Annotated in this window: 17 protein-coding genes and 2 pseudogenes; 10 read left to right on the top strand and 9 right to left on the bottom strand. The window is 68.4% G+C overall.

Annotation, left to right across the window (positions count from 1 at the left end; genetic code table 11):
- Nucleotides 1–12: 12 nt before the first annotated feature.
- The 4 genes and pseudogenes from VFW69_RS19440 to VFW69_RS19425 form a co-directional block, all read left to right on the top strand.
- A pseudogene (locus tag VFW69_RS19440) lies at nucleotides 13–168 on the top strand (sensor domain-containing protein); the annotation flags it as partial.
- A 60-nt stretch (nucleotides 169–228) separates the two neighbouring features.
- Entirely contained in the window at nucleotides 229–987 is a 759-nt protein-coding gene (locus tag VFW69_RS19435; RefSeq protein WP_526503600.1) for a LamB/YcsF family protein, read from the top strand.
- Complete coding sequence (locus VFW69_RS19430) at nucleotides 987–1,904, top strand: MBL fold metallo-hydrolase (RefSeq protein ID WP_526503598.1); 918 nt, start codon at nucleotides 987–989, stop codon at nucleotides 1,902–1,904. Before VFW69_RS19435 ends, VFW69_RS19430 begins: the two co-directional genes overlap by 1 nt.
- Nucleotides 1,905–1,917: 13 nt before the next feature.
- The gene (locus VFW69_RS19425) at nucleotides 1,918–3,159 is read left to right on the top strand and encodes an SLC13 family permease (RefSeq protein WP_526503596.1); all 1,242 of its coding nucleotides are present in this window, start codon (nucleotides 1,918–1,920) and stop codon (nucleotides 3,157–3,159) included.
- Here VFW69_RS19425 and VFW69_RS19420 read toward each other — a convergent pair.
- Nucleotides 3,156–5,798 (bottom strand): LuxR C-terminal-related transcriptional regulator, encoded by a 2,643-nt coding sequence (locus VFW69_RS19420; protein WP_526503594.1) that lies wholly within the window; start codon nucleotides 5,796–5,798, stop codon nucleotides 3,156–3,158. The genes VFW69_RS19425 and VFW69_RS19420 overlap by 4 nt on opposite strands.
- Before the next feature lie 170 nt (nucleotides 5,799–5,968).
- Here VFW69_RS19420 and VFW69_RS19415 point away from each other — a divergent pair, with 170 nt between their 5' ends.
- Together VFW69_RS19415 and VFW69_RS19410 are read left to right on the top strand one after the other, a co-directional pair.
- A complete protein-coding gene (locus VFW69_RS19415; protein WP_526503592.1) occupies nucleotides 5,969–7,378 on the top strand; it encodes an FAD-dependent oxidoreductase in 1,410 nt (469 codons plus the stop codon).
- Nucleotides 7,379–7,436: 58 nt separating this feature from the next.
- Nucleotides 7,437–10,568 carry an ATP-binding protein gene (locus tag VFW69_RS19410; RefSeq protein ID WP_526503590.1) on the top strand — a complete coding sequence of 1,044 codons (3,132 nt, stop codon included), beginning with the start codon at nucleotides 7,437–7,439 and terminating at the stop codon, nucleotides 10,566–10,568.
- Between the two features lie 5 nt (nucleotides 10,569–10,573).
- Here the strand turns inward: VFW69_RS19410 and VFW69_RS19405 are convergent, their stop codons facing one another.
- Genes VFW69_RS19405 through carD form a run of 6 tightly spaced genes read right to left on the bottom strand, consistent with a single transcriptional unit; the run spans nucleotide 10,574 to nucleotide 15,664 of the window.
- Complete coding sequence (locus VFW69_RS19405; protein ID WP_526503618.1) at nucleotides 10,574–11,533, bottom strand: glycerophosphodiester phosphodiesterase; 960 nt, start codon at nucleotides 11,531–11,533, stop codon at nucleotides 10,574–10,576.
- 35 nt (nucleotides 11,534–11,568) lie between these two features.
- Entirely contained in the window at nucleotides 11,569–12,501 is a 933-nt protein-coding gene (gene rlmB, locus VFW69_RS19400) for a 23S rRNA (guanosine(2251)-2'-O)-methyltransferase RlmB (RefSeq protein ID WP_526503588.1), read from the bottom strand.
- Nucleotides 12,502–13,920, bottom strand: a complete 1,419-nt coding sequence (cysS, locus tag VFW69_RS19395) for a cysteine--tRNA ligase (RefSeq protein ID WP_526503586.1) — start codon at nucleotides 13,918–13,920, stop codon at nucleotides 12,502–12,504. It abuts the gene before it with no gap.
- A gap of 49 nt (nucleotides 13,921–13,969) precedes the next feature.
- Nucleotides 13,970–14,458 carry a 2-C-methyl-D-erythritol 2,4-cyclodiphosphate synthase gene (gene ispF / locus VFW69_RS19390; RefSeq protein ID WP_526503584.1) on the bottom strand — a complete coding sequence of 163 codons (489 nt, stop codon included), beginning with the start codon at nucleotides 14,456–14,458 and terminating at the stop codon, nucleotides 13,970–13,972.
- Nucleotides 14,455–15,159 carry a 2-C-methyl-D-erythritol 4-phosphate cytidylyltransferase gene (gene ispD, locus VFW69_RS19385; RefSeq protein WP_526503582.1) on the bottom strand — a complete coding sequence of 235 codons (705 nt, stop codon included), beginning with the start codon at nucleotides 15,157–15,159 and terminating at the stop codon, nucleotides 14,455–14,457. Before ispD ends, ispF begins: the two co-directional genes overlap by 4 nt.
- A 16-nt stretch (nucleotides 15,160–15,175) precedes the next feature.
- A complete protein-coding gene (gene carD / locus VFW69_RS19380) occupies nucleotides 15,176–15,664 on the bottom strand; it encodes an RNA polymerase-binding transcription factor CarD (RefSeq protein WP_007166539.1) in 489 nt (162 codons plus the stop codon).
- Between the two features lie 279 nt (nucleotides 15,665–15,943).
- Here carD and VFW69_RS19375 point away from each other — a divergent pair, with 279 nt between their 5' ends.
- From VFW69_RS19375 to disA, 3 genes are read left to right on the top strand one after another with little or no spacing between them, the layout of a single operon-like run.
- Nucleotides 15,944–16,489, top strand: coding sequence for a copper chaperone PCu(A)C domain-containing protein (locus VFW69_RS19375; protein ID WP_526503576.1), 546 nt, complete (start codon nucleotides 15,944–15,946; stop codon nucleotides 16,487–16,489).
- Nucleotides 16,490–16,538: 49 nt separating this feature from the next.
- Nucleotides 16,539–17,975, top strand: a complete 1,437-nt coding sequence (gene radA, locus VFW69_RS19370; RefSeq protein ID WP_526503574.1) for a DNA repair protein RadA — start codon at nucleotides 16,539–16,541, stop codon at nucleotides 17,973–17,975.
- Nucleotides 17,976–17,981: 6 nt separating this feature from the next.
- A complete protein-coding gene (gene disA / locus VFW69_RS19365; RefSeq protein WP_526503572.1) occupies nucleotides 17,982–19,055 on the top strand; it encodes a DNA integrity scanning diadenylate cyclase DisA in 1,074 nt (357 codons plus the stop codon).
- A 12-nt stretch (nucleotides 19,056–19,067) separates the two neighbouring features.
- Here disA and VFW69_RS19360 read toward each other — a convergent pair whose 3' ends face one another.
- Entirely contained in the window at nucleotides 19,068–19,877 is an 810-nt protein-coding gene (locus tag VFW69_RS19360; protein WP_526503570.1) for a hypothetical protein, read from the bottom strand.
- A 127-nt stretch (nucleotides 19,878–20,004) separates the two neighbouring features.
- On the bottom strand, nucleotides 20,005–20,622 hold the full coding sequence (locus VFW69_RS19355; RefSeq protein ID WP_526503568.1) for a carbonic anhydrase: 618 nt from the start codon (nucleotides 20,620–20,622) through the stop codon (nucleotides 20,005–20,007).
- A gap of 30 nt (nucleotides 20,623–20,652) precedes the next feature.
- On the opposite strand from VFW69_RS19355, the pseudogene VFW69_RS19350 reads away from it, so the two are divergent.
- Nucleotides 20,653–21,027 (top strand): annotated as a pseudogene (locus tag VFW69_RS19350) (A/G-specific adenine glycosylase); the annotation flags it as partial.

Raw genomic sequence — 21,027 nt, 5'->3', positions numbered from 1 at the left:
CGCCGGCAAATCGAAGTTCAGGAAGACAGTAACGGCTGGACGTGCCAGCGGGCGCTGACCGCGCGCAACAACATCATCATCGACGTCGCCACCTGCGGCTCCTTCCTGCCTGGCGGGTCGGCGGTGGACCTCGCCGAGCAGATCGCCGCCAAGGTCGCCAGGCAGTAGCTGGGTGCCGCGCCACGTCCTCGCCTAGGCCGGCGCCCGGGCGCCCCATAAGCTGGGCGGGTGGCCGGTATCGACCTCAACGCAGACTTGGGCGAGGGCTTCGGCGTCTGGCGCCTGGGAGACGACGACGCCATGCTCGGCATCGTCACCAGCGCCAACGTCGCGTGCGGTTTTCACGCCGGCGACCCCGCCGGCCTCCTGCGGGTATGCCGGTCGGCCGCTCAGCGTGGGGTCCGGATCGGAGCGCAGGTGAGCTACCGCGACCTGGCCGGGTTCGGCAGGCGCTTCATCGACGTCGCCGCCGACGAACTCACCGCCGACGTGGTGTATCAGATCGGCGCGCTGCAGGCGATAGCGCACGCGGCCGGTTCTGCGGTGTCCTACGTGAAACCGCATGGCGCGCTGTACAACGCGATCGTGACCCATATCGAACAGGCGGCAGCCGTGGCGGAGGCGGTCCGCCTGGTAAATGCCGGGCTGCCGGTGCTGGGCATGGCGGGCTCAGCGCTTTTCGACGAAGCTGACCGCCGCGAGTTACGCACGGTCGCAGAGGCTTTCGCCGATCGGGCCTACCGGCCGGACGGCGGGCTGGTGTCCCGTCGTGAGCAGGGCGCGGTGCTGGGCGACCCGGCGGCGATCGCCGACCGGGTGGCGACCATGGTCACCTCAGGGCAGGTCACCGCGATCGACGGCACCCGGCTCACTTTGAAAGCTGAATCGGTTTGTGTGCATGGTGATTCACCAGGAGCGGTGCAGATCGCCACCGCCGTCCGCGAAAGACTCGCGGCGGCCGGCACCGAGATCAGGGCCTTCTGCTGATGCGACTCAAACTCGGTCGCCCCGATATCGCCCGGTTCGCGGACCGGTTCGACGCCCCCGCCGCCGAACCCGACGCGCTCTCGGCGACCTGGATGGGTGTGGCGACCCTGCTGATAGACGACGGCTCGTCGGCGTTGATGACCGACGGCTACTTCTCCCGGCCGAGCCTGGCCAAGGTCGCGGCCGGCAAGGTGGCACCCTCGCCCGCACGCGTCGACGGTTGCCTGGCGCGGGCGAAGGTCTCGCGGCTGGCGGCGGTCATACCGGTGCACACCCACATCGACCACGTTCTGGACTCCGCGCTGGTCGCCGACCGCACCGGCGCGCAGCTGGTCGGCGGGCAGTCCGCGGCCAACGTCGGCCGCGGCTACGGGTTGCCCGAGGACCGGATCGTCGTCGCGGTCGACGGCGAACCGATTCAGTTGGGCGCCTACGACGTCACCCTGATCGAATCGCACCACTGCCCGCCCGACAGGTTTCCCGGCGTCATCGACGAACCGGTGACCCCGCCTGTGAAGGCGTCGGCGTATCGCTGCGGGGAGTCCTGGTCGACGCTGGTGCACCACCGTTCGACGGGCCGGCGGCTGCTGATCCAGGGCAGTGCCGGCTTCGCCAAGGGCGCCCTGGCCGGCCACAGCGCCGACGCCGTGTACCTGTCCGTCGGGCAACTGGGCCTGCAGCCGCGGTCATACCTGGTCGACTACTGGAACGAGACCGTGCGCGCGGTGGGGGCTCGCCGGGTGATCCTCATTCACTGGGACGACTTCTTCCGCCCGCTGACAAAACCGTTGCGCGCCTTGCCTTATGCCGGAGATGACTTGGACGTCTCCGTCGGCATCCTCGACGGGCTTGCCGCACAGGACGGTGTCGCCATGCATCTGCCCACGGTGTGGCGGCGCGAAGATCCTTGGAAGTGAAGCGGTTTAAACGTTGGCCCTGACGCTTGCGCTGTTGCTGCTCGCTGTTGTCCTGGCGTTCGCCGTCGCGCGCCCCGGGGGCTGGCCCGAGGCGCTGGCGGCGGTCCCGGCGGCCCTGATCCTGATCGCGGTCGGCGCGATCTCGGTCAATCAGGCGGCGAAACAGATCGCCGATCTGTCCGGGGTGGTGGCGTTCCTCGGGGCGGTGCTGGTGCTGGCCAAGCTGTGCGACGACGAGGGCCTGTTCGAAGCCGCGGGCGCGGCGATCACGCGGGGGCGGGTCGGGTCGGGCGGCCTGCTGCGGCGCGTGTTCGTCATCGCCTCGGTGATCACCGCGGTGCTGAGCCTGGACGCGGCCGTGGTGTTGCTGACTCCGGTGGTGCTGGCCGCCGTTCGGCGACAGCGCACCCGGGTGCGGCCGTACGCCTACGCCACCGCGCACCTGGCCAACGGCGCCTCGCTGTTGCTCCCGGTGTCGAACCTGACCAACCTGCTGGCCTTCCACACCGCCCACATCTCGTTCACCAAATTCACGCTGGTGATGGCGGCGCCGTGGGTGGGTGCGGTGGCTGTCCTCTACGTGATCTTCCGATGGTTCTTCGCCGGGGACCTGCGGGTGCAGCCGGACCCCGAGCAGCAGGGCGCGCCGGCGCGCCCACCGGTGTTCGTGTTGGTGGTCGTCGCGCTGACACTCGCCGGGTTCGCGGTCGCCCAGTCCGTGGGGATCGCGCCGGCCTGGGTGGCGCTGTGCGGGGCCGCGGCGCTGGCGGTGCGCAGTCTGCGGCACCGGCACACCTCGGTGTCCGACATCGTGCGCTCGGCGAATGTGTCGTTCCTGGTGTTCGTGCTGGCGCTGGGCGTCGTGGTGCAGGCGGTCATGCTGAATGGGATGGACCGAGCGATGTCGGCGGTGCTGCCGTCGGGTTCGGGCCTAACCGCATTGCTCGCCATCGCCGCGATAGCCGCCGTGCTGGCCAACGTCGTCAACAACCTGCCCGCCACACTGGTGCTGCTGCCGTTGGTTGCGCCGAGTGGGCCGGTGGCCGTTTTGGCGGTGCTGATCGGGGTGAACATCGGCCCAAACCTCACCTACGTCGGTTCGCTGTCGAACCTGTTGTGGCGGCGCGTGTTACGACAGCACGACGTCGACGCAGGCGTCGGCGAATACACCCGCCTCGGCGTGTGCACCGTGCCCGCCTCGCTCGCGGTGGCAGTGCTCGCGCTGTGGGCGTCGGCGCGGCTGGTGGGTCTCTAGGGCGCAGGCGGGCCGCAGGGGCCCGATCGGATGATCGACGCCAACTCCTCGCGCGACTGCGCCCCCACCCGCTGGCAGGCCCGGTACACGTGGCCCTCCACGGTGCGCACCGACATCACCAGCGTCTCGGCGATCTCGCGGTTGGATAGACCGGCCACGACGAGCTCCACGACATCGCGCTGTCGGCCAGACAACTTCAGGCCGGTCGGAGTGTGCAGCGCCGGCGTGTGCAAGCCACCGCAATCGTCGGCCAATTCCCGAGCCAGTGCCGCGGCGTACAGCCCGCGGCGACGGTGTTGGTGTTCGTCGAACACCACCGAAGCCTGCGCCGCCGCATCGGCGGCCGCGACCCGATCACCGATCCTCCGGTACGCGGCGGAGGCCGCCAGCAGGCCCTCACCGTCCCCGGCCGATAACGCCTCCGAGTGCGACGCGATGGCAGCGGCCAGCGGCAGCGACAACACGTCGGTCAGCTCCCGCGCCCGCACCGCCTGCGAGGCATCACCCCATTGCGCCGACGCCTGGATGCAGGCCAGCTCGTGCGTGGGCTGGCCGCGATCGCGGGCAAGCTGCGCCGCATCCTGCACGCATGCCACTGCCTCGGCCAACCGGCCGCTCGCCGCCATCGCCCACCCGTTGGCAAGTGACAGGCCGGTATGCATGAACAGAAAGTCGGCCGGCACGCAGGACCGCGCCGCGGTGACAGCGTCATTCGCATCGCCGGCCTGCCCGAGCTTGGCGTGTGCCTCGGCCAACGCGAAGTAGCTCGCCGGCCGCAAACCCGTTGTCACATAATGTATTTGCACTCCGGCCACCGCCTCGTGCACCAGTCTGGCCGCCTCGGCGACAGCGCCGCGAGCCAGCTCGGCGTTGCCCGACAGTAGGGCTAGATTCGCATACGCCAGGCCCGGAATGTCACGGGACGAATCCGCCAGTTGCCGCGCGGTGCTGACAAATTCATCGATCCGACCGGTCAACCGGCAGGCACGCCCATAGACGGCGCCGAACCAGAACCGCATATGCGATGCCTGAAACGACGTCGTCGCCCGGCGCAGCGTCTGCTCGGCCACGTCGGCGAGCTCGTCGACCTGACCCAGCGCCCCCATAGCCATGATCAGCGCGAGCGACGCCATCATCGCGTGGAAATCGGGCAGTTCGGGGAAAGCGAGGGCAGCCCGGGCATTTGCGGCCGCGTTCTCACAGCGCGCCGCCACCGCATCCAGGCACGCCTGCACCGCCAACCGCTCCGCTCGCTGGGTCGGGGTTTCGGAATCCAGCGCCGCAAGACCGTCGAGGATCTCGGCCGCGTCTTTGGGGTTGAACAGATGCCAGATCAGGTTGGCCGCGCGCACCGTCGCCCAGTGATGCCCGTCGGGCAGGTCAGCGTCGGCCATCTCGCGCAGCGCCGCCTCCGCCTGCTCACCCCGCCCAAGCAGCGCCAGGTTCATGGCCCGCACTCCCGCCGCGCCGGGTGCGCCGGCTTGGGCGGCGGCGGTGGCGAACCGGTCGGCCAGATCGAGGTCCAACAGGGTCATGGCATGCCGTGCCGATTCCAGGTACAGCCCGGGGTCGGGATCGAGGTCGGACTCGAGACGCAGCAGTGCGCGGCGCACCGTGGCCTGCATGTCGGCGTCGCCGTCTTTGCCCAGCCGGGTCGCCAACCTGCCACGAATTTCCGACAGATACAGCTCGCCGGCGCCCGCGCGGCGCAGCTCACCGAACAGCGGATGGGCGAGCCGGGCCGTCAACCCGGCGCCGGTGCGTTCGATGTTCACCAGCCCCATCCGCTCGGCTGCCGCCAGGTCGCTGCGCCGGGCCAAATCGCACAGCGCCTCTACGGCCAGCGGCTCACACTGCGACAACGTGTCGATCACCAGCGCCATTTCCGGGCTGAGTCGACCCATTTGACGGCCCACTGTGTCGGACAGGCTTGCCGAGACCGCAACATCGCCGTCCCACATCCATACCCCGGCCGTTTTATGCATCCGCCCGGCGGTCACCTGATCGGCCACCAGCTGCCGCAGGAAAAGCGCGTTGCCACCGGTCAGCTTTTGGAATCGGGTCGCGCTGCGCGCATCGACCGGGCCGTCGAGCTTGCTTTCGATGACTTCGCGCGTCTCCATGGCCGAAAACGGTTTGAGGTCAAGCCTTTCCAACAGCCCGTCTTTCCACAGCGCTGTCACCGCATCGGGCTCGTCGCTGCCGCTGCGGACGGTGACCACGAGCCGGACGCCACCGGACTGCGCCAGCTGGTGGACGACGAGCGCGGACAGCCCGTCCAGCAGGTGCGCGTCATCGATCCCCACCACCACACGGCGCTGACGCTGTTGCGCGACAAACGAATTGATCACTCGTTGCACATCGGTCAGTGGATCCGACTGTGCCGGATTCATCGCCTCGGTCATCACGCCGATGAAGGCCCCCAGGGGCAGCGCCTGCGCCGAGTCGGTGCCGACGATCCACCTGGTCCGCTCGCCCGACGCCTCGGCGCGCCGCAGCACTTCGCGGGCGAGCCAGGTCTTGCCCACTCCGGCGGCTCCGGCAATCACCACGCCCGTGTGGGTGCCGCCCGGACTCAGGGCGCGGCGAATAATCCCCCATTCGCTGTCACGCCCGGTCAGCGGCTTGGCGCCGATCACTCGGCGACTATAACGGCGCGTAAGCGTCGAACGGGAGGCTTTGACGGTGTTTCGGGAACCTCACGTGTAGCCGCCCCCCAGCAATGACGTAGTCGACTACGCTGTCGGCCGCGTTTTCGGACCATGAGCATGGCTTTTGTCGGATAAGCGCTCAGCACAGGCGGTGGGGTATGGCAAAGGTCGGCAATCACGCACTGGTATTGGGAGCGAGCATGGCGGGTCTGGTCGCCGCGCGAACGCTCAGCGAGTTTTTCCACACGGTCACGGTGGTGGAGCGCGATCCGCTGCCCGACATCTCTCCCGAAACCGCCGCCGCTCGCCGGGGCGTGCCGCAGGGTCGCCACCTCCATGGCCTGCTGCCCCGCGGCGCTCAGGTACTCGAGCAATTGTTTCCGGGCGTCCTCGATGAGATGGTCATGGACGGCGCGCATCACCTGGATGGCCGGGACCTCTCCCGGCTGTACTACCACTTGGGCGGGCACCTCATGGTGCGCACCGGCGGCGCCCCCTCCTTCGCCGCGTATCTCGCCACCCGGCCCTTCCTCGAGGAACACGTCCGCGCGCGACTGCGCCGCATCGCGAACGTCACGCTGCTCGATGAGCACGACATAGTGGACTTGACCACGACGGCGGACCGCCAGCGCGTCACCGGCGCCCGGGTCGTCAACCGCCGGACCCGCGAGGACATCACCCTGAGCGCGGACCTGGTGCTCGATGCCACGGGGCGCGGCGCCCGCACCCCGGCATGGTTGACCGCCCTGGGCTACGAGCGCCCGCCCGAGGTCCACGTGCCGGTGCACCTGACCTATGCGAGCCAATGCCTGCGCATGGCACCGGATGCGCTGCACGAATTCGGTTTCGTTGTTGGGACGGTGCCGGGCCGGCCGCGCGGACTGGGCATGCTGCGCGCGGAGAACGACACCTGGATGTTCACCGTTTTCGGCGTAGCGGGCCACGCGCCGTCGATAGACCTGATGTCGATGTGCGAGTTCGTCGAGGACTGCGCACCGCCCCACCTGCTGGCCGCGATCCTGGCCGCCGAACCCATCGGGGAGCCCACCCGGCACGGTCAGCCGTCCAGTCAATGGCGCCGCTACGACAAGATGCAACGCTTCCCCGAAGGCCTGCTGGTCATGGGTGACGCGATCTGCAGCTTCAACCCGATCTACGGTCAGGGCATGACGGTCGCCGCGCTGGAGGCAGTGGCGCTGCGTGACTGCTTGTCCGGCGGCACAGAGCATTTGGCGCGGCGATTCTTCCGGGCCGCTGCGGTGCCGATCCGCCAGGCATGGGAGCTGTCGGCGAACCCGGACCTGTGCCTACCCGAAATCGAGGGCACTCCACCGCTGCTCACCCGGCTGCTCAACGGGTACATCGATCGCATACTCACCGCGACCGAATACGACCCCGTCGCGGTCGATCGCTTCGTCAAAGTCACGGCGCTTATCGATCCTGCTACCCGGCTGCTGCGCCCGGACATGATGTGGCGGGCCGCGCTGGCCAACCGCCGCCGACCGCGCCGCGGCGACGAGCAGCCGGCTCGCGCGAACGACGACCTGGCCGGCAGCGTAGCCCCCTAGCCCGGGATACCGGCGAATATCGCTGACTCACCCCGCTGAGCGACTTATTGTGGGGCGCATGACGGCCGCTTTAAGCTGCGCGAGGTGCGCCGCGGAATTGCGGCCGACCGCAAAGTTCTGCGATGAGTGTGGCTCGCCGACGGCGGCGCCGGGCGTGCCAGCGGAGTACAAACAGGTCACGGTGTTGTTCGCCGACGTGGTGGGATCGATGGAAATCGCCGCGACGGTGGGTCCGGAACGGTTGCGCGAGATCATGGCCGAACTCGTCGCGCATACCGCCGCGGTGGTGCAGCGGTACAGCGGCACGGTGGACAAGTTTACCGGCGACGGCATCATGGCGGTGTTCGGCGCGCCCGCCGCTCTGGAGGACCACGCGCTGCGTGCGTGCCTGGCGGGGCTGGCCATTCAAGACGAAGTCACCCGCCTGTCGCTAGAGGTGCAACGCCGCGACGGGGTCGAACTACAGCTGCGAGTGGGACTCAATTCGGGTCAGGTGATTGCCGGGGAGATCGGCTCTGCCGCTCTGGGTTACACCGCCATCGGTGAGCAGGTGGGAATGGCTCAGCGGATGGAGTCGGTGGCGCCACCCGGCGGCGTGATGCTCAGCGACTCCACCGCGCGACTGGTGGAGGGCACCACGGTGCTTGCAGAACCAGGGCTGGTGCGTATCAAAGGGTTTGCACACGCGGTACCGGCGCGGCGGCTACTGGGCGTTGCCGCGCAACGGACCGGTGTCTCGGAGTCGACGCTGGTGGGCCGCGATTGGGAATTGACCACGCTGGCCGCGATGCTGGATCGCGCGGCAGCCGGCCGTGGGTGTGTGGTGAACGTGATCGGTCCTGCCGGAATCGGCAAGACGCGGCTGACGGCTGAAGCCACGCGGCTTGCGAAAAGGCATGGGGTCGAAGTGTTTTCCAGCTTCTGCGAGTCGCACACCGCCGACATTCCGTTCCACGCGGTGGCGCGTCTGCTGGGCGCGGTCGGCCAGTTCAGCGCACGATTGCCCGACGCGGATCCGCAGGACTTGCTGCTGCTCGATGACCTGTTGGGCATCGCCGATCCCGACGTCGAGTTGCCCAAGATCGACCCCGACGCGCGGAGGCGGCGGTTGACCGCGCTGATCAACGCGGCGCAGCTCGCCCGCGGCGAGCCGGCGGTCTTCGTCGTGGAAGACGCGCACTGGATTGACGAGGTCAGCGAATCCATGATCGCGGACTTTCTTGCCGTGATACCGCAGACGCCCTCGCTGGTGCTGATCACCTATCGCCCCGAATATCACGGAATTCTGGCGCAAGTCGCCGGCGCGCAGACAATCGCCCTGGCACCGTTGAGCGACACGGAAACCTCACGCCTGGTCGCCGAACGGTTGGGGCCCGATCCGTCCGTCGGCAAGATCGGCGAGATGATCGCCGGGCGAGCAGGCGGCAATCCGTTTTTCGCCGAAGAGATCACCCGAGATCTCGCCGAACGCGGCGTGCTGCTCGGAGAGATCGGCGGCTACTCCAGCCGCACCGATTCGGCCGAGGTCAGCGTGCCGGCCACGCTGCAGGCGACTATTGCCGCCCGCATCGACCGGCTCGACCCGGCGGCCAAACGCACACTCGCCGCCGCCGCGATCATCGGTGCGCGCTTCGACCACGATCTGCTGGCGAGCCTGGACGTCGATCCGGTTGTCGACAAGTTGATAGCCGCGGAGCTCGTCGACCAAGTGCGATACACGCCACGCGCGGAGTATGCCTTTCGTCATCCGTTGATCCGTGCGGTGGCCTACGAATCCCAACTGAAGGCCGATCGCTCCCGGTTGCACCGGCGGCTCGCGGTCGCGATCGATACCCGCGAGCCGGAATCGGCCGAGCAGAACGCCGCCTTGATCGCCGAACACCTGGAGGCAGCCGGCGACCCGCAGGCTGCCTACGACTGGCACATGCGTGCCGCCACGTGGGCGACCAACCGCGACATCAGCGCGGCGCGGGTGAGTTGGGGACGCGCCCAAAACATCGCCGACTCCCTGTCCGCCGATGACCCGAACCAGCTGGCCATGCGCATCGCCCCGCGCACCATGTTGTGCGGGACTGGCTTTCGCGTCCAGGTGAACATTGCAGGAGTCCGCTTTGAGGAACTACGCGAGCTGTGCGCCGTAGCGGACGACAAGCGGTCGCTGGCCATAGCCATGGCGGGGCTCGTGGCCGATCACGCGTACCAAGGCCGGTTGCGCGAGGCCTCACACCTGGCATCTGAAGCCTGGTCCCTGATCGAATCGCTCGGCGATCCGGCCCTGACGGTGGGCCTCTCCTTCGCGCCGATCTACTCCAAGATGGAGAGCGCCAATTGGTTGGAGATGCTGCGGTGGTCACAACGAGTCGTCGATTTGGCCGACGGTGAGCCGGCAACAGGCAACTTCATTTTCGGTTCGCCGCTGGCGCTCGCGTTCACGACGCGGGCTGTCGGACGGTATTGCATGGGCCGCCCCGGATGGCGCGAGGACATGCGGCAGGGCATCGCAATAGCCCGCAACAGCGACGCGCTGACCTACGCCGGAACGGTCACCTACTCGTATGGCACCGGAATACCGACGGGAGCACTCTTGCCCGACGATTCCGCGATGCGCGAGATCGAGGACGCCGTTAACAATGCCGCGCGATCCGGCGATGACTTCGCGCTGGCCCACACTCAGGTGACACTGGGCGCTGCGCTGGTGCACCGCCCGACGGCATTGGAGCGCGACCGTGGACGGCAAGTTCTGACGGCCGTCCGCGACGTATTCATCCGCGACCGACACCACATCGCCGATTTGCCGCTCGTCGAGGCATATCTGGCACGCGAGAAGGCGCGGCACGGAGATCACGATGGCGCGATACCGCTGATGCGCGCCGCGATCGACGATCTGACCCGAACGGGACAGCTGCTCGGATGGGGCGTTGTCGTGACAGGTGTTCTGGTCGAGACACTGTTGGACCGCGGCGCCGACGGTGACGTGACCGAAGCCGACGCCGCGATTGAGCGGTTGGCGGCATCGCCGACCGATGACGTTTTCGTTGTGCGCGACATCCTGCTGCTGCGACTCCGCGCTCTGTTGGCGCGGGCCCGCGGTGACGACACAACATACGCAGAATTCAGAGATCGATACCGCGACATGGCGACAACGCTTGGCTTCGAAGGGCATATCGCATCGGCCGACGCCATGCCCTGACCGCATTAGCCCCGGTGGTAGGACGGCGGCAGCGGCACGCCGAGCCCGGCCAGCACGCCGCGCAGCGTCGTCGGATAGTCGGTGATGATGCCATCGACGCGATAACCGATCTGCTGACGCATGGCCGCGGCGTCGTTCACCGTCCAGGGAATCACCTTGAGCCCCAACGCATGCGCACGGTCGACGTAGGGCTTGCCGGTGACCAGCTGGTAGTCCGGCGAGGCGATGCTTGCGCCCACCATGCGCGCGCCGATCAGGGGATCACCGATGAGGGCGGGGTTTTCGCCGGCCAGCCACGGGGAGTCCGCTGCCCAGGTTCGCCCGTCATACAGGGCCACCAACGGAATTGACGGTTCGGCGCTGCGTACCAGCCGCAGGGTGCGCCAGTCGAAGCTCTGGATCTCCACGTGGTCCACCTTGCCCGCGGACCTGACCGCGGCCAGTATCACGTCGACGAATTCCTGCGGCTCGGCGGATGCGCCGGGTTGATCGGCCTCCACTTTGGTTTCGATGTTGTACCGGGTCGCATCGGCGCGATAGGAGTCGGCGAGCGCGAACACCTGCGGCAGCGTCGCTATCTTGTTGCCCCGCACCACCTCGGCCCGAGGGTAGTCAGCCAGCAGGCGCCCACAGTCGAGAGTGTCGACCTGCGCCAGGGTGAGCTCGTGCACGAACTTGCCGACGTACGGATACTGCGGGTCACCGTCGAACGCGGGCGCGGTGTCGGCACACTTTTCGGGCTGAATCACCGGGTCATGCCACACCAGCGGTTGCCCGTCCTTGGTGAGGACGACGTCGAGTTCCAATGTGCTGACGCCCAATTCGAGTGACTTGGCGAACGCACGCAGGGACTCCTCGGTGGTCTCGCCGCGCCCGCCGCGGTGGGCCTGCAGGTCGAAGTCGGGTGATTCGGCCCGGGCGACGACAACAGGCCACAGCGCGACCGCCAGCAGCACCACCAGCATCCCGCAAAGGCGCGCGGACGGGCCGGGCACCCGGGTTAACCCCGGCGCTGGCGCGTGATTTCGGCGAGCACCACCCCGGCGGCCACAGACGCGTTCAGCGATTCCGTGTTCTGGGCCATCGGGATGGACACGACTTCGTCGCAGTTCTGCCGCACCAAGCGCGACAGTCCCTTGCCTTCCGAGCCCACGACCACCACCAGCGGATCGGTGCCGTCGATGTCGTCGAGTGTGGTGTCGCCGCCGGCATCCAGCCCGACCACCCGCAGCCCGCGCCCGGCCCAATCCGTCAGTGTCCGATTCAGATTCGTGGCGCGCGCCACCGGGATGCGGGCGGCGGCCCCGGCGCTGGTGCGCCACGCCACCGCGGTCACCGAGGCCGACCGTCGCTGCGGGATCAGGACCCCGTGGCCGCCGAACGCCGCCACAGAACGCACGATGGCACCCAGGTTGCGAGGGTCGGAGATGTTGTCCAGCGCGACCAGCAGCGCCGGCGGCGAGGCGATCGCGGCGGCAACCAGATCGTCGGGGTGGGCATAGTCGTAGGGCGGCACCTGCAACGCGATCCCCTGATGCAGGTGGTTGCTGGTCATCCGGTCCAGATCGGTACGCGGCACCTCGAGGATGGCGATGCCCGAATCGGCTGCGCGGGTGACGGATTCGGTCAGCCGTTCGTCGGCTTCGGTGCCCAGCGCCACGTAGAGAGCGGTGGCCGGCACCCCCGCCCGAAGGCACTCCAGCACCGGGTTGCGGCCGAGCACCGTCTCGGATTCGTCGGTTCGGCCCCGCGCCGGCCGACGGGGCTGGGCTTTGGCGCGCTTGGCGGCCGGATGGTTGGGGCGCATATGCGCGGGCGGGGTGGGGCCACGTCCCTCCAGGCCGCGGCGCCGCTGGCCCCCCGAACCCACGACTGCGCCCTTCTTGCTGCCCGCTTTGCGTATTGCCCCACGGCGGCGCGAATTGCCGGCCATCTACTTGTCGCGCTTTTCTTCGTGGGCCAAAAGCTCCCACTGCGGCCCGTCGGCGGTATCGGTGACCTCGATACCGGCGTGCTTGAGCCGGTCGCGGATCTCGTCGGCGAGCGCCCAGTTGCGTTCCTCGCGCGCCTTCTGCCGATTCTCCAGCTCCGCCTGGACCAGCACGTCGACGGCGGCCAGCGCCGCCGACGTCTCGTCGCGGGTCTCCCAGCGTTCATCGAGGGGATCGCAACCCAAGATGCCCATCATGGCGCGGATCGCGCCGGCATGTTGCAGTGCGCCCTCGTGATCGCCGGAGTCCAGCGCTCGGTTGCCTTCCGCGCGGGCCTGGTGCACTTCGGCCAGCGCGGCCGGCACGGCCAGGTCGTCGTTGAGGGCCTCAGCGAACCGCGCGGTCCACTGCCCGGGCTCGACGCCACCCACGCGCACCCGCACCCGGTGCAGGAACTCCTCAACGCCGACATAGGCTTTCACCGCGTCCTGCAGGGCGTTGTCGGAGAATTCCAGCATCGACCGGTAGTGGGCGCTGCCCAGGTAGTAGCGCAGTTCGGCGGCGCGCACGCGCTGCAGCAACGCCGGTATCGCCAGCACGTTGCCCAGCGATTTGCTCATCTTCTCGCCGCCCATCGTCACCCAGCCGTTGTGCAGCCAGTAGCGAGCGAATCCGTCGCCCGCGGCGCGGCTCTGGGCGATCTCGTTCTCGTGGTGCGGGAAGACCAAGTCCATTCCACCGCAATGGATGTCGAATTCCGGGCCGAGATAGGTGCGGGCCATCGCGGAGCATTCCAGGTGCCAGCCCGGGCGTCCCCGGCCCCACGGGGTGGGCCAGGACGGCTCGCCGGGCTTGGCGGCCTTCCACATAGTGAAGTCACGCTGATCGCGTTTGCAGGTGGCGACGCCTTCGCCCTGATGGACGTCGTCGATCTTGTGCCCGGACAGCTGCCCGTATTCCGGATAGCTGAGCACGTTGAAGTAGACGTCACCGCCGGCGGCATAGGCGTGATCGGTTTCGATCAGGCGTCCCATCAATTCGACCATCTGGGTGATGTGCCCGGTGGCTCGCGGCTCGGCCGATGGCGGCAGCACGTCAAGGGCGTCGTAGGCGGCGCTGAAGGCGCGCTCGTAGGTGGCCGCCCACTCCCACCACGGCCGACCCGCCGCGGCGGCCTTGTTGAGGATCTTGTCTTCGATGTCGGTGACGTTGCGGATGAACGCGACGTCGCAGCCGCGGGCGATCAGCCATCGGCGCAGGATGTCGAAGGCCACCCCGCTGCGCACATGGCCGATGTGCGGCAGGCCCTGGACGGTGGCGCCACACAGGTAGATGGAGACGTGACCCTCGCGCAGCGGAACGAAATCACGCACGGCACCGGCCGCCGTATCGTGTAGCCGCAAGCGGGCGTGATCGGTCACGACGTGCCAGCTTACCGGGTAGTTCCACGGCGCCCGGCGCCGCGCGGGCTTACCCGGTGGCGACTACCAGCGCGGTGGCGATGGCGGCGAGGCCCTCACCGCGTCCAGTGAGCCCCAACCCGTCGGTCGTCGTCGCCGACACCGAGACCGGCGCGCCCAGTAATTCCGACAGCACCCGCTGCGCCTCGTCGCGGCGTGGACCGACTTTCGGCCCGTTCCCGATGACCTGCACCGCGGCGTTGCCGATCCGGAAGCCCCGGTGCGACGTCAGCTCCGCGACATGGCGCAGCATGTCGGCGCCGCTGACGCCCGTCCAGCGCGGATCGTCGACCCCGAATACCGCGCCCATGTCGCCCAGCCCGGCCGCCGATAACACCGCGTCACACAGCGCGTGCGCCCCGACGTCGCCGTCGGAATGTCCGGCACAGCCGTCGGCGTCGGCAAAAAGGAGACCCAGCAGCCAGCACGGCCGTCCGGGTTCGATCGGGTGCACGTCGACGCCCAGTCCGACCCTGGGGAAGGGATCTAGCGCGTTCACCCGCGCACCACGGTCTCGGCCAGCAACAAATCGAGCTGGGTGGTGATCTTGAACGCCAGTGGGTCGCCCTCGACGACCTGGACCTGGCCGCCAACGTGCTCGACCAGCGACGCGTCGTCGGTGAAACCGGGCATCCCGGCCCCGGCGCGGTAGGCACGCGATAGCAGATCGGTCGCAAAGCCCTGCGGAGTCTGCACGGCGCGCAGCCCGGCGCGCTCCGGCGTCCCCAGGACCACCCCGTTGGCGTCCACGGCCTTGATGGTGTCATGTAGGCGCAGCGCGGGCACCACGGCGTCGTGACCGGCCCGCAGCGCTGCCACCACGCGGGTGATCAGCGCCGAGGGCGTCAGCGCCCGCGCGGCGTCGTGTACCAGTACGAACTCAGACGCCGTGGGCAGGGCCGCCAGGGCCAGGTTGACGGATTCGGTGCGGTCGGGGCCGCCCGCGACGACGGTGACCTGTCCGGCTCCGACGTGATTGCCCAAAAGCTGCTGGGCTTCGTCGATCCGGTCGGCGGGGACGGCCACCACGACGTGATCGACAACCCCGGATTCCAGCAAACCGGCGACGGCGCGCTGCAGCAGCGTGCGACCGTCAACCAAACAAAATGCCTTGGGAATTCCTGCGGCCAGCCGTTCGCCCGACCCTGCGGCGGGGACGATTGCGACTACTTTGCCTGAGGTGCCCGTCTCCGGGGCCACCGAAGTGTCAGGACCTTCAGGAAGCGGCGGCCAGAACCTCGTCGAGGATGGTCTCCGCCTTGGCGTCGTCGGTGCTCTCGGCCAGCGCCAATTCACCGACCAGAATCTGCCGGGCCTTGGCCAGCATCCGCTTCTCGCCGGCCGACAGACCACGCTCCTGGTCGCGACGCCACAGGTCACGGACTACCTCGGCAACCTTGTTGACATCGCCGGAAGCGAGCTTTTCGAGATTGGCCTTGTAGCGACGTGACCAGTTCGTCGGCTCTTCGGTGTGCGGGGCGCGCAGCACCTGGAAAACCTTGTCGAGACCTTCTTGTCCGACGACGTCGCGCACACCGACGTACTCAGCGTTGTCGGCGGGAACTCGGACTGTGAGGTCGCCCTGCGCCACCTTCAAGACGAGATACTCTTTTTGTTCCCCTTTGATCGTCCGGGTTTCGATCGCCTCGACTAACGCAGCACCGTGATGTGGGTAAACAACGGTATCGCCGACCTTGAAGATCATCTGATTCGAGCCCCTTTCGTTACTTCAATCCTAACACGGCCGCCCAACTACGCGCGAAGCAACGATGCAGGTCAGGGGCACAACACGCGCAGATTAGGGGTTGACATGGGGATCAAGTCGTGCAGTGCTGCACATTACCAACGCCCGGGGAGCGGCCCGTCGGCGCCCTTGCAAACAGCTCCTGTGCTGGTCTGGCGCCCCGCGCTATCGCGCGGGAGACCTTGCTACTACTGTGCATAGTTGCATTAGTCGAACCGGCTCAGCAGGAGGCTTGAGAGAGTGAACCGCTTCAAGATCCGCCTCGGCCTCCCCGCGCTCGCCGTCGCGATGGCCGTTCTGCTCAGCGGTTGCGGAGCCGGTCAGGTCTCGCAGATGGCGGTCCAGGAGCCCGCCATCAACGGCAACAAGGTCACGTTCAAGAACGTGGCGCTGCGCGACATCCGGATCCAGGCCAGCCAAAGCGGCGACTACCTGCAGCCGGGCCGGACTGTGGACCTGGTGCTGGTGGCCGTCAACCAGTCGGCGACTGCCGCCGACAGACTGGTCGGCATCACCAGCGACATCGGCACGGTGACGGTCAGTGGCGACGCCCGACTGCCCGCCGGCGGGTCGCTGTTCATCGGCACGCCGGAGGGCGAGAAGGTGGCGCCCGGCCCGGTCGGCTCCAACACCGCGGCGGCCAAGGCCACGGTCAACTTGGCCAAGCCCATCTCCAACGGCCTCACCTACAACTTCACCTTCAATTTCGAGAAGGCCGGGCAGGCCACCGTCGCCGTGCCGATTTCGGCCGGACTGATGCCGCCGCAGCAAAACCAAGCGGGGTAACCGCCTGTCGTGACGCGGGCTTGTCGTAGCGGCTCGATACCGTCATGGCGTGGCAACTGCGCGCTCCCAATACCGGTGTTCGGAATGCCGGCATGTCACCGCGAAGTGGGTCGGCCGCTGCCTGGAGTGCGGCACCTGGGGCACCGTTGACGAGGTCCCGGTTCTCAGTGCGGTCGCCGCCCGTCGTAGTGGCCAGGCGATGGCGTCACCGGCCGTGCCCATCACTTCGATCGAGCCCAACGCCAGCCGGCACCGCACGACGGGTGTAGGCGAACTCGACCGGGTGCTCGGCGGCGGCGTGGTGCCCGGCTCGGTCACCCTCTTGGCCGGCGATCCGGGTGTGGGTAAGTCGACGCTGCTGCTCGAGGTCGCGCATCGCTGGGCGCAATCCGGCCGCCGCGCGCTGTACATCTCCGGTGAGGAGTCCGCTGGCCAGATCCGGCTGCGCGCCGACCGCATCGGCTGCGGCAGCGACGAGCTCTATTTGGCCGCTGAATCGGACCTGCATGCCGTGCTCGAGCACATCGCCACGGTCAAGCCCGCGCTGATGATCGTGGACTCGGTGCAGACCATGTCCACCGCCGAGGCCGATGGCGTTGCCGGCGGCGTCACGCAGGTGCGCGCGGTGACGGCGGCGCTGACCGCGGCGGCCAAAACCAATGGGGTCGCGCTGATCCTGGTCGGACACGTCACCAAGGACGGGGCCATCGCCGGGCCACGTTCCTTGGAGCACCTGGTTGATGTGGTGTTGCACTTCGAGGGCGACCGCAACAATTCGCTGCGCATGGTCCGGGGGATCAAGAACAGGTTCGGGGGCGCCGACGAGGTCGGGTGTTTCCTGTTGCACGACAACGGGATCGAGGGCGTCACCGACCCGTCGAACCTGTTCCTGGATCAACGCCCGGCCCCGGTTCCCGGCACCGCGATCACGGTGACACTCGACGGGAAGCGGCCGCTGATCGGTGAGGTGCAGGCGCTGCTTGCCACGCCCGCGGGCGGCTCACCGCGCCGCGCCGTCAGCGGCATCGACCACTCCCGGGCCGCGATGATCACCGCGGTGCTGGAAAAGCACGCCAAGTTGCCCGTTGGCGCCAACGACATCTACCTGTCCACGGTCGGCGGCATGCGGCTCACCGATCCGTCGTCGGACCTGGCGGTCGCGGTCGCGCTGGCTTCGGCGCTCGCGGACCTGCCGCTGCCCACCACGGCGGTGATGGTCGGCGAGGTGGGATTAGCGGGAGACCTCCGGCGGGTCAGCGGCATGGAGCGGCGCCTGTCCGAAGCCGCGCGCCAGGGGTTCAGCATCGCGCTCATCCCGGACGGGGACGATCCCCGGCGCGAGATCGTGCCGAACGGGATGCGGGCGCTGCGCGCGCCCACCATCGTGGCGGCGCTGGAGCACATGATCGACATCGCCGACCACCGCGGTGGCGCGCCCGCAAACCCGCGACGGCTAGACGGACGGCGCGTTGGGCCGGAAGAATGACACTCTGTGACCCGTCCGACGCTGCGTGAAACTGTCGCCCGCCTGGCTCCGGGCACCGGGCTGCGTGACGGCCTGGAACGCATCCTGCGTGGGCGTACCGGCGCGCTGATCGTGCTCGGCAACGACGAAGCCGTCGAGGCCATCTGCGACGGCGGATTCGCTCTGGATGTGCGCTACGCCCCCACCCGGCTGCGCGAGCTGGCGAAGATGGACGGCGCCGTGGTGCTGTCCACCGACGGCAGCCGCATCGTGCGGGCCAACGTGCAGCTGGTACCGGACCCGTCGATTGCGACCGACGAGTCGGGAACCCGGCACCGCTCCGCGGAGCGGGCTGCGATCCAGACCGGCTACCCGGTGATCTCGGTGAGCCACTCGATGAACATCGTGACCGTCTACGTGGGCGGGGAGCGCCACGTGGTCGCCGACTCGGCGACCATCCTGTCGCGGGCCAACCAGGCCATCGCCACCCTGGAGCGCTACAAGATCCGGCTCGACGAGGTCAGCAGGCAGCTGTCGCGCGCCGAGATCGAGGACTTCGTCACGTTGCGCGACGTCTTGACGGTGGTGCAGCGGCTCGAGCTGGTCCGCCGGATCGGCGAGGTGATCGACAACGACACGGTGGAACTCGGCACCGACGGCCGCCAACTGCGGCTGCAGCTCGACGAGTTGCTGGGTGGCAACGAGGATGCCCGCGAACTGATCGTGCGCGACTATCACGCCAGCCCGGAGCCGCTGTCCGAGGCGCCGGTGACGGCCACGCTCGACGAGCTGGACGCGCTGTCGGATACCGAGTTGCTCGACTTCACCATTCTGGCAAAGGTTTTCGGGTACCCGACGACCACCGAGGCGCAGGATTCGGCGGTCAGCCCGCGCGGCTACCGTGCGCTGGCCGGCATCCCCCGGTTGCAGTTCGCCCACGCCGATCTACTGGTTCGCTCATTCGGGACGCTGCAGAACGTGCTGGCGGCCAGCGCCAGCGACCTGCAATCGGTCGACGGCATCGGCGCGATGTGGGCCCGCCATGTGCGCGAAGGACTGTCGCAGCTGGCCGAGTCGACGATCACCGACTCGTTGAGCTGATGTGCGTTGGCATCAGCCTGCCGGCGGCGAGGGCATCGGCGGCGCCTCCGGCGGCGGCACGGCGCCCGGTTGCCCCGGTCCGGGCACCGGGCCCGGCGGCGGTGGCGGCTGGTTCATGATGAACGGAACCGGCATCGAGCGCAGATTGCCCAGCTGCACGACGAGGTTGTAGGTGCCAGGCCCGATCGCCGGCCGCGGCAGCGGGCAGTGCGGGGCCGAACCCATCCCCGTCCACGTCACCGCGGTGGTGACCTGCTCGCCCGGCGTAAATGTCTTGATCAGCGTCTCGTTGGACGGGGCGCAGTCCAGGTTCGACCACAGCCGCTTGTTGTCCAGCGAATAGACGTAGGCGGCCAGCACCGCGGCGCCGACGTCGCGCTTGCAGGCCACCAGCCCGATATTGGTGACGACCATGGTGAACTTCGGCTGGTCACCGATGAAGTACTGCGGCGCGTTGGTCAGACCCTTGACGGCCAGCGTCGAATCGGGGCAGTCGTCGCCCTCTTTCAGAATCGGAGGCGGCTGCACCGCGGCGGTGGGCGTGGGGGTCTCGGGGTTCTGGCCCTGCGCCGGCGGCACCACCGGAGCTGGACCCTCGGGACCCGTCGGTGGGGGCGCCTGCGGCACAGGCGATACCGGTTTGTTTTGAGCGGCAGTGGCTTTGTCGGCATTGGCGGGCTTGGCTCCCGCGTTATGCCCCATGAATGCGATGACGACGGCGGCCACGATCCCGATCACGACGACCGCGATACCAATGGCCAGGCCTCTGCGCCGCCAATAGATCTCGGTGGGTAGCGGGCCACGCGGTTCCAGATCGAGCACGTTCGCAGCGTAGGCCCAGGTCACATCGATTCGGCTGACCCGCCTCGGCGTGTCGCCAGGTTTGCTGGCCAACCGCCGTGTAGTAGCGGTCGGCTAGCTGGTCTCCCGGCCCGTATTCGCCGCCGTTCTACTCGCCCAAATCGCCGGCCTGGTCGGTCAGCTCGGCCCGCCCGTCGGCGAGCTGATAGGTGACGCCCGCGATCCCCAGCGTGCCGGCGGCCAACCGCTCGGCGATGATCGTGGACCGAGATGCGAGCTGTGCGACGGTTTCGGCAACGTGCCGCTTCTCGAACTCGTCGACGCTGCTCAGGCCGTCGCGACGGCCCACCAGGATCGACGGGGCCACGCGCTCCACCACGTCGCGCACGAAGCCGCCGGGCACCGCGCCGTCGTCGACCGCTCCCACGGCCGCCTTGATCGCACCGCAGCCGGAGTGGCCGACGACGACGACGAGCGGAACGTTCAGCGCCGCCACCGCGTATTCGATGGAGCCCAATACCGCCGTGTCGATCGCCTGTCCCGCGGTGCGGACCACGAAGATGTCACCCAGCCCTTGGTCGAAGAGGAGCTCGGCGGCCACCCGGCTGTCCGCGCAGGCGAACACCGCGGCGATCGGCTGCTGGCCCGACGCCAAACTTGCTCGACGCTCGACGCTTTGGTTGGGATGCTCGGGACGGCCGGCGACGAATCGCTCGTTACCCTCTTTGAGTGTTTTCCATGCTGTTGCCGGAGTGGTGTTGGGCATGGCACACATTGTGCTGTGCCGCGGTCGGCCGTGCCTAGCCGACCTCAAATCCCGGCGGACGAACTTCTGGGCTGGTACCAGATCTCGCGCCGCGATCTGCCATGGCGCGACCCTGGAGTGAGCGCCTGGCAGATTCTGGTGAGTGAATTCATGCTGCAGCAGACGCCGGTATCCCGGGTGTTGCCGATCTGGACGGATTGGGTGCAGCGCTGGCCGACCGCATCGGCCACGGCCGCGGCCAGCGCCGCGGACGTGCTGCGCGCCTGGGGCAAGCTGGGCTATCCGAGGCGGGCCAAGCGCTTGCACGAATGCGCCACCGTCATCGCTCGCGACCACGGGGACGTGGTTCCTGACGACGTCGACACCCTGCTGAGCTTGCCCGGTATCGGCGGCTATACCGCTCGG

This window comes from Mycobacterium sp. (genome assembly GCF_036273375.1).
Classification (GTDB): domain Bacteria; phylum Actinomycetota; class Actinomycetes; order Mycobacteriales; family Mycobacteriaceae; genus Mycobacterium.
The sequence above is the reverse complement of the archived record's forward strand: the minus strand, read 5'-3'. Positions and strand labels throughout refer to the sequence as shown.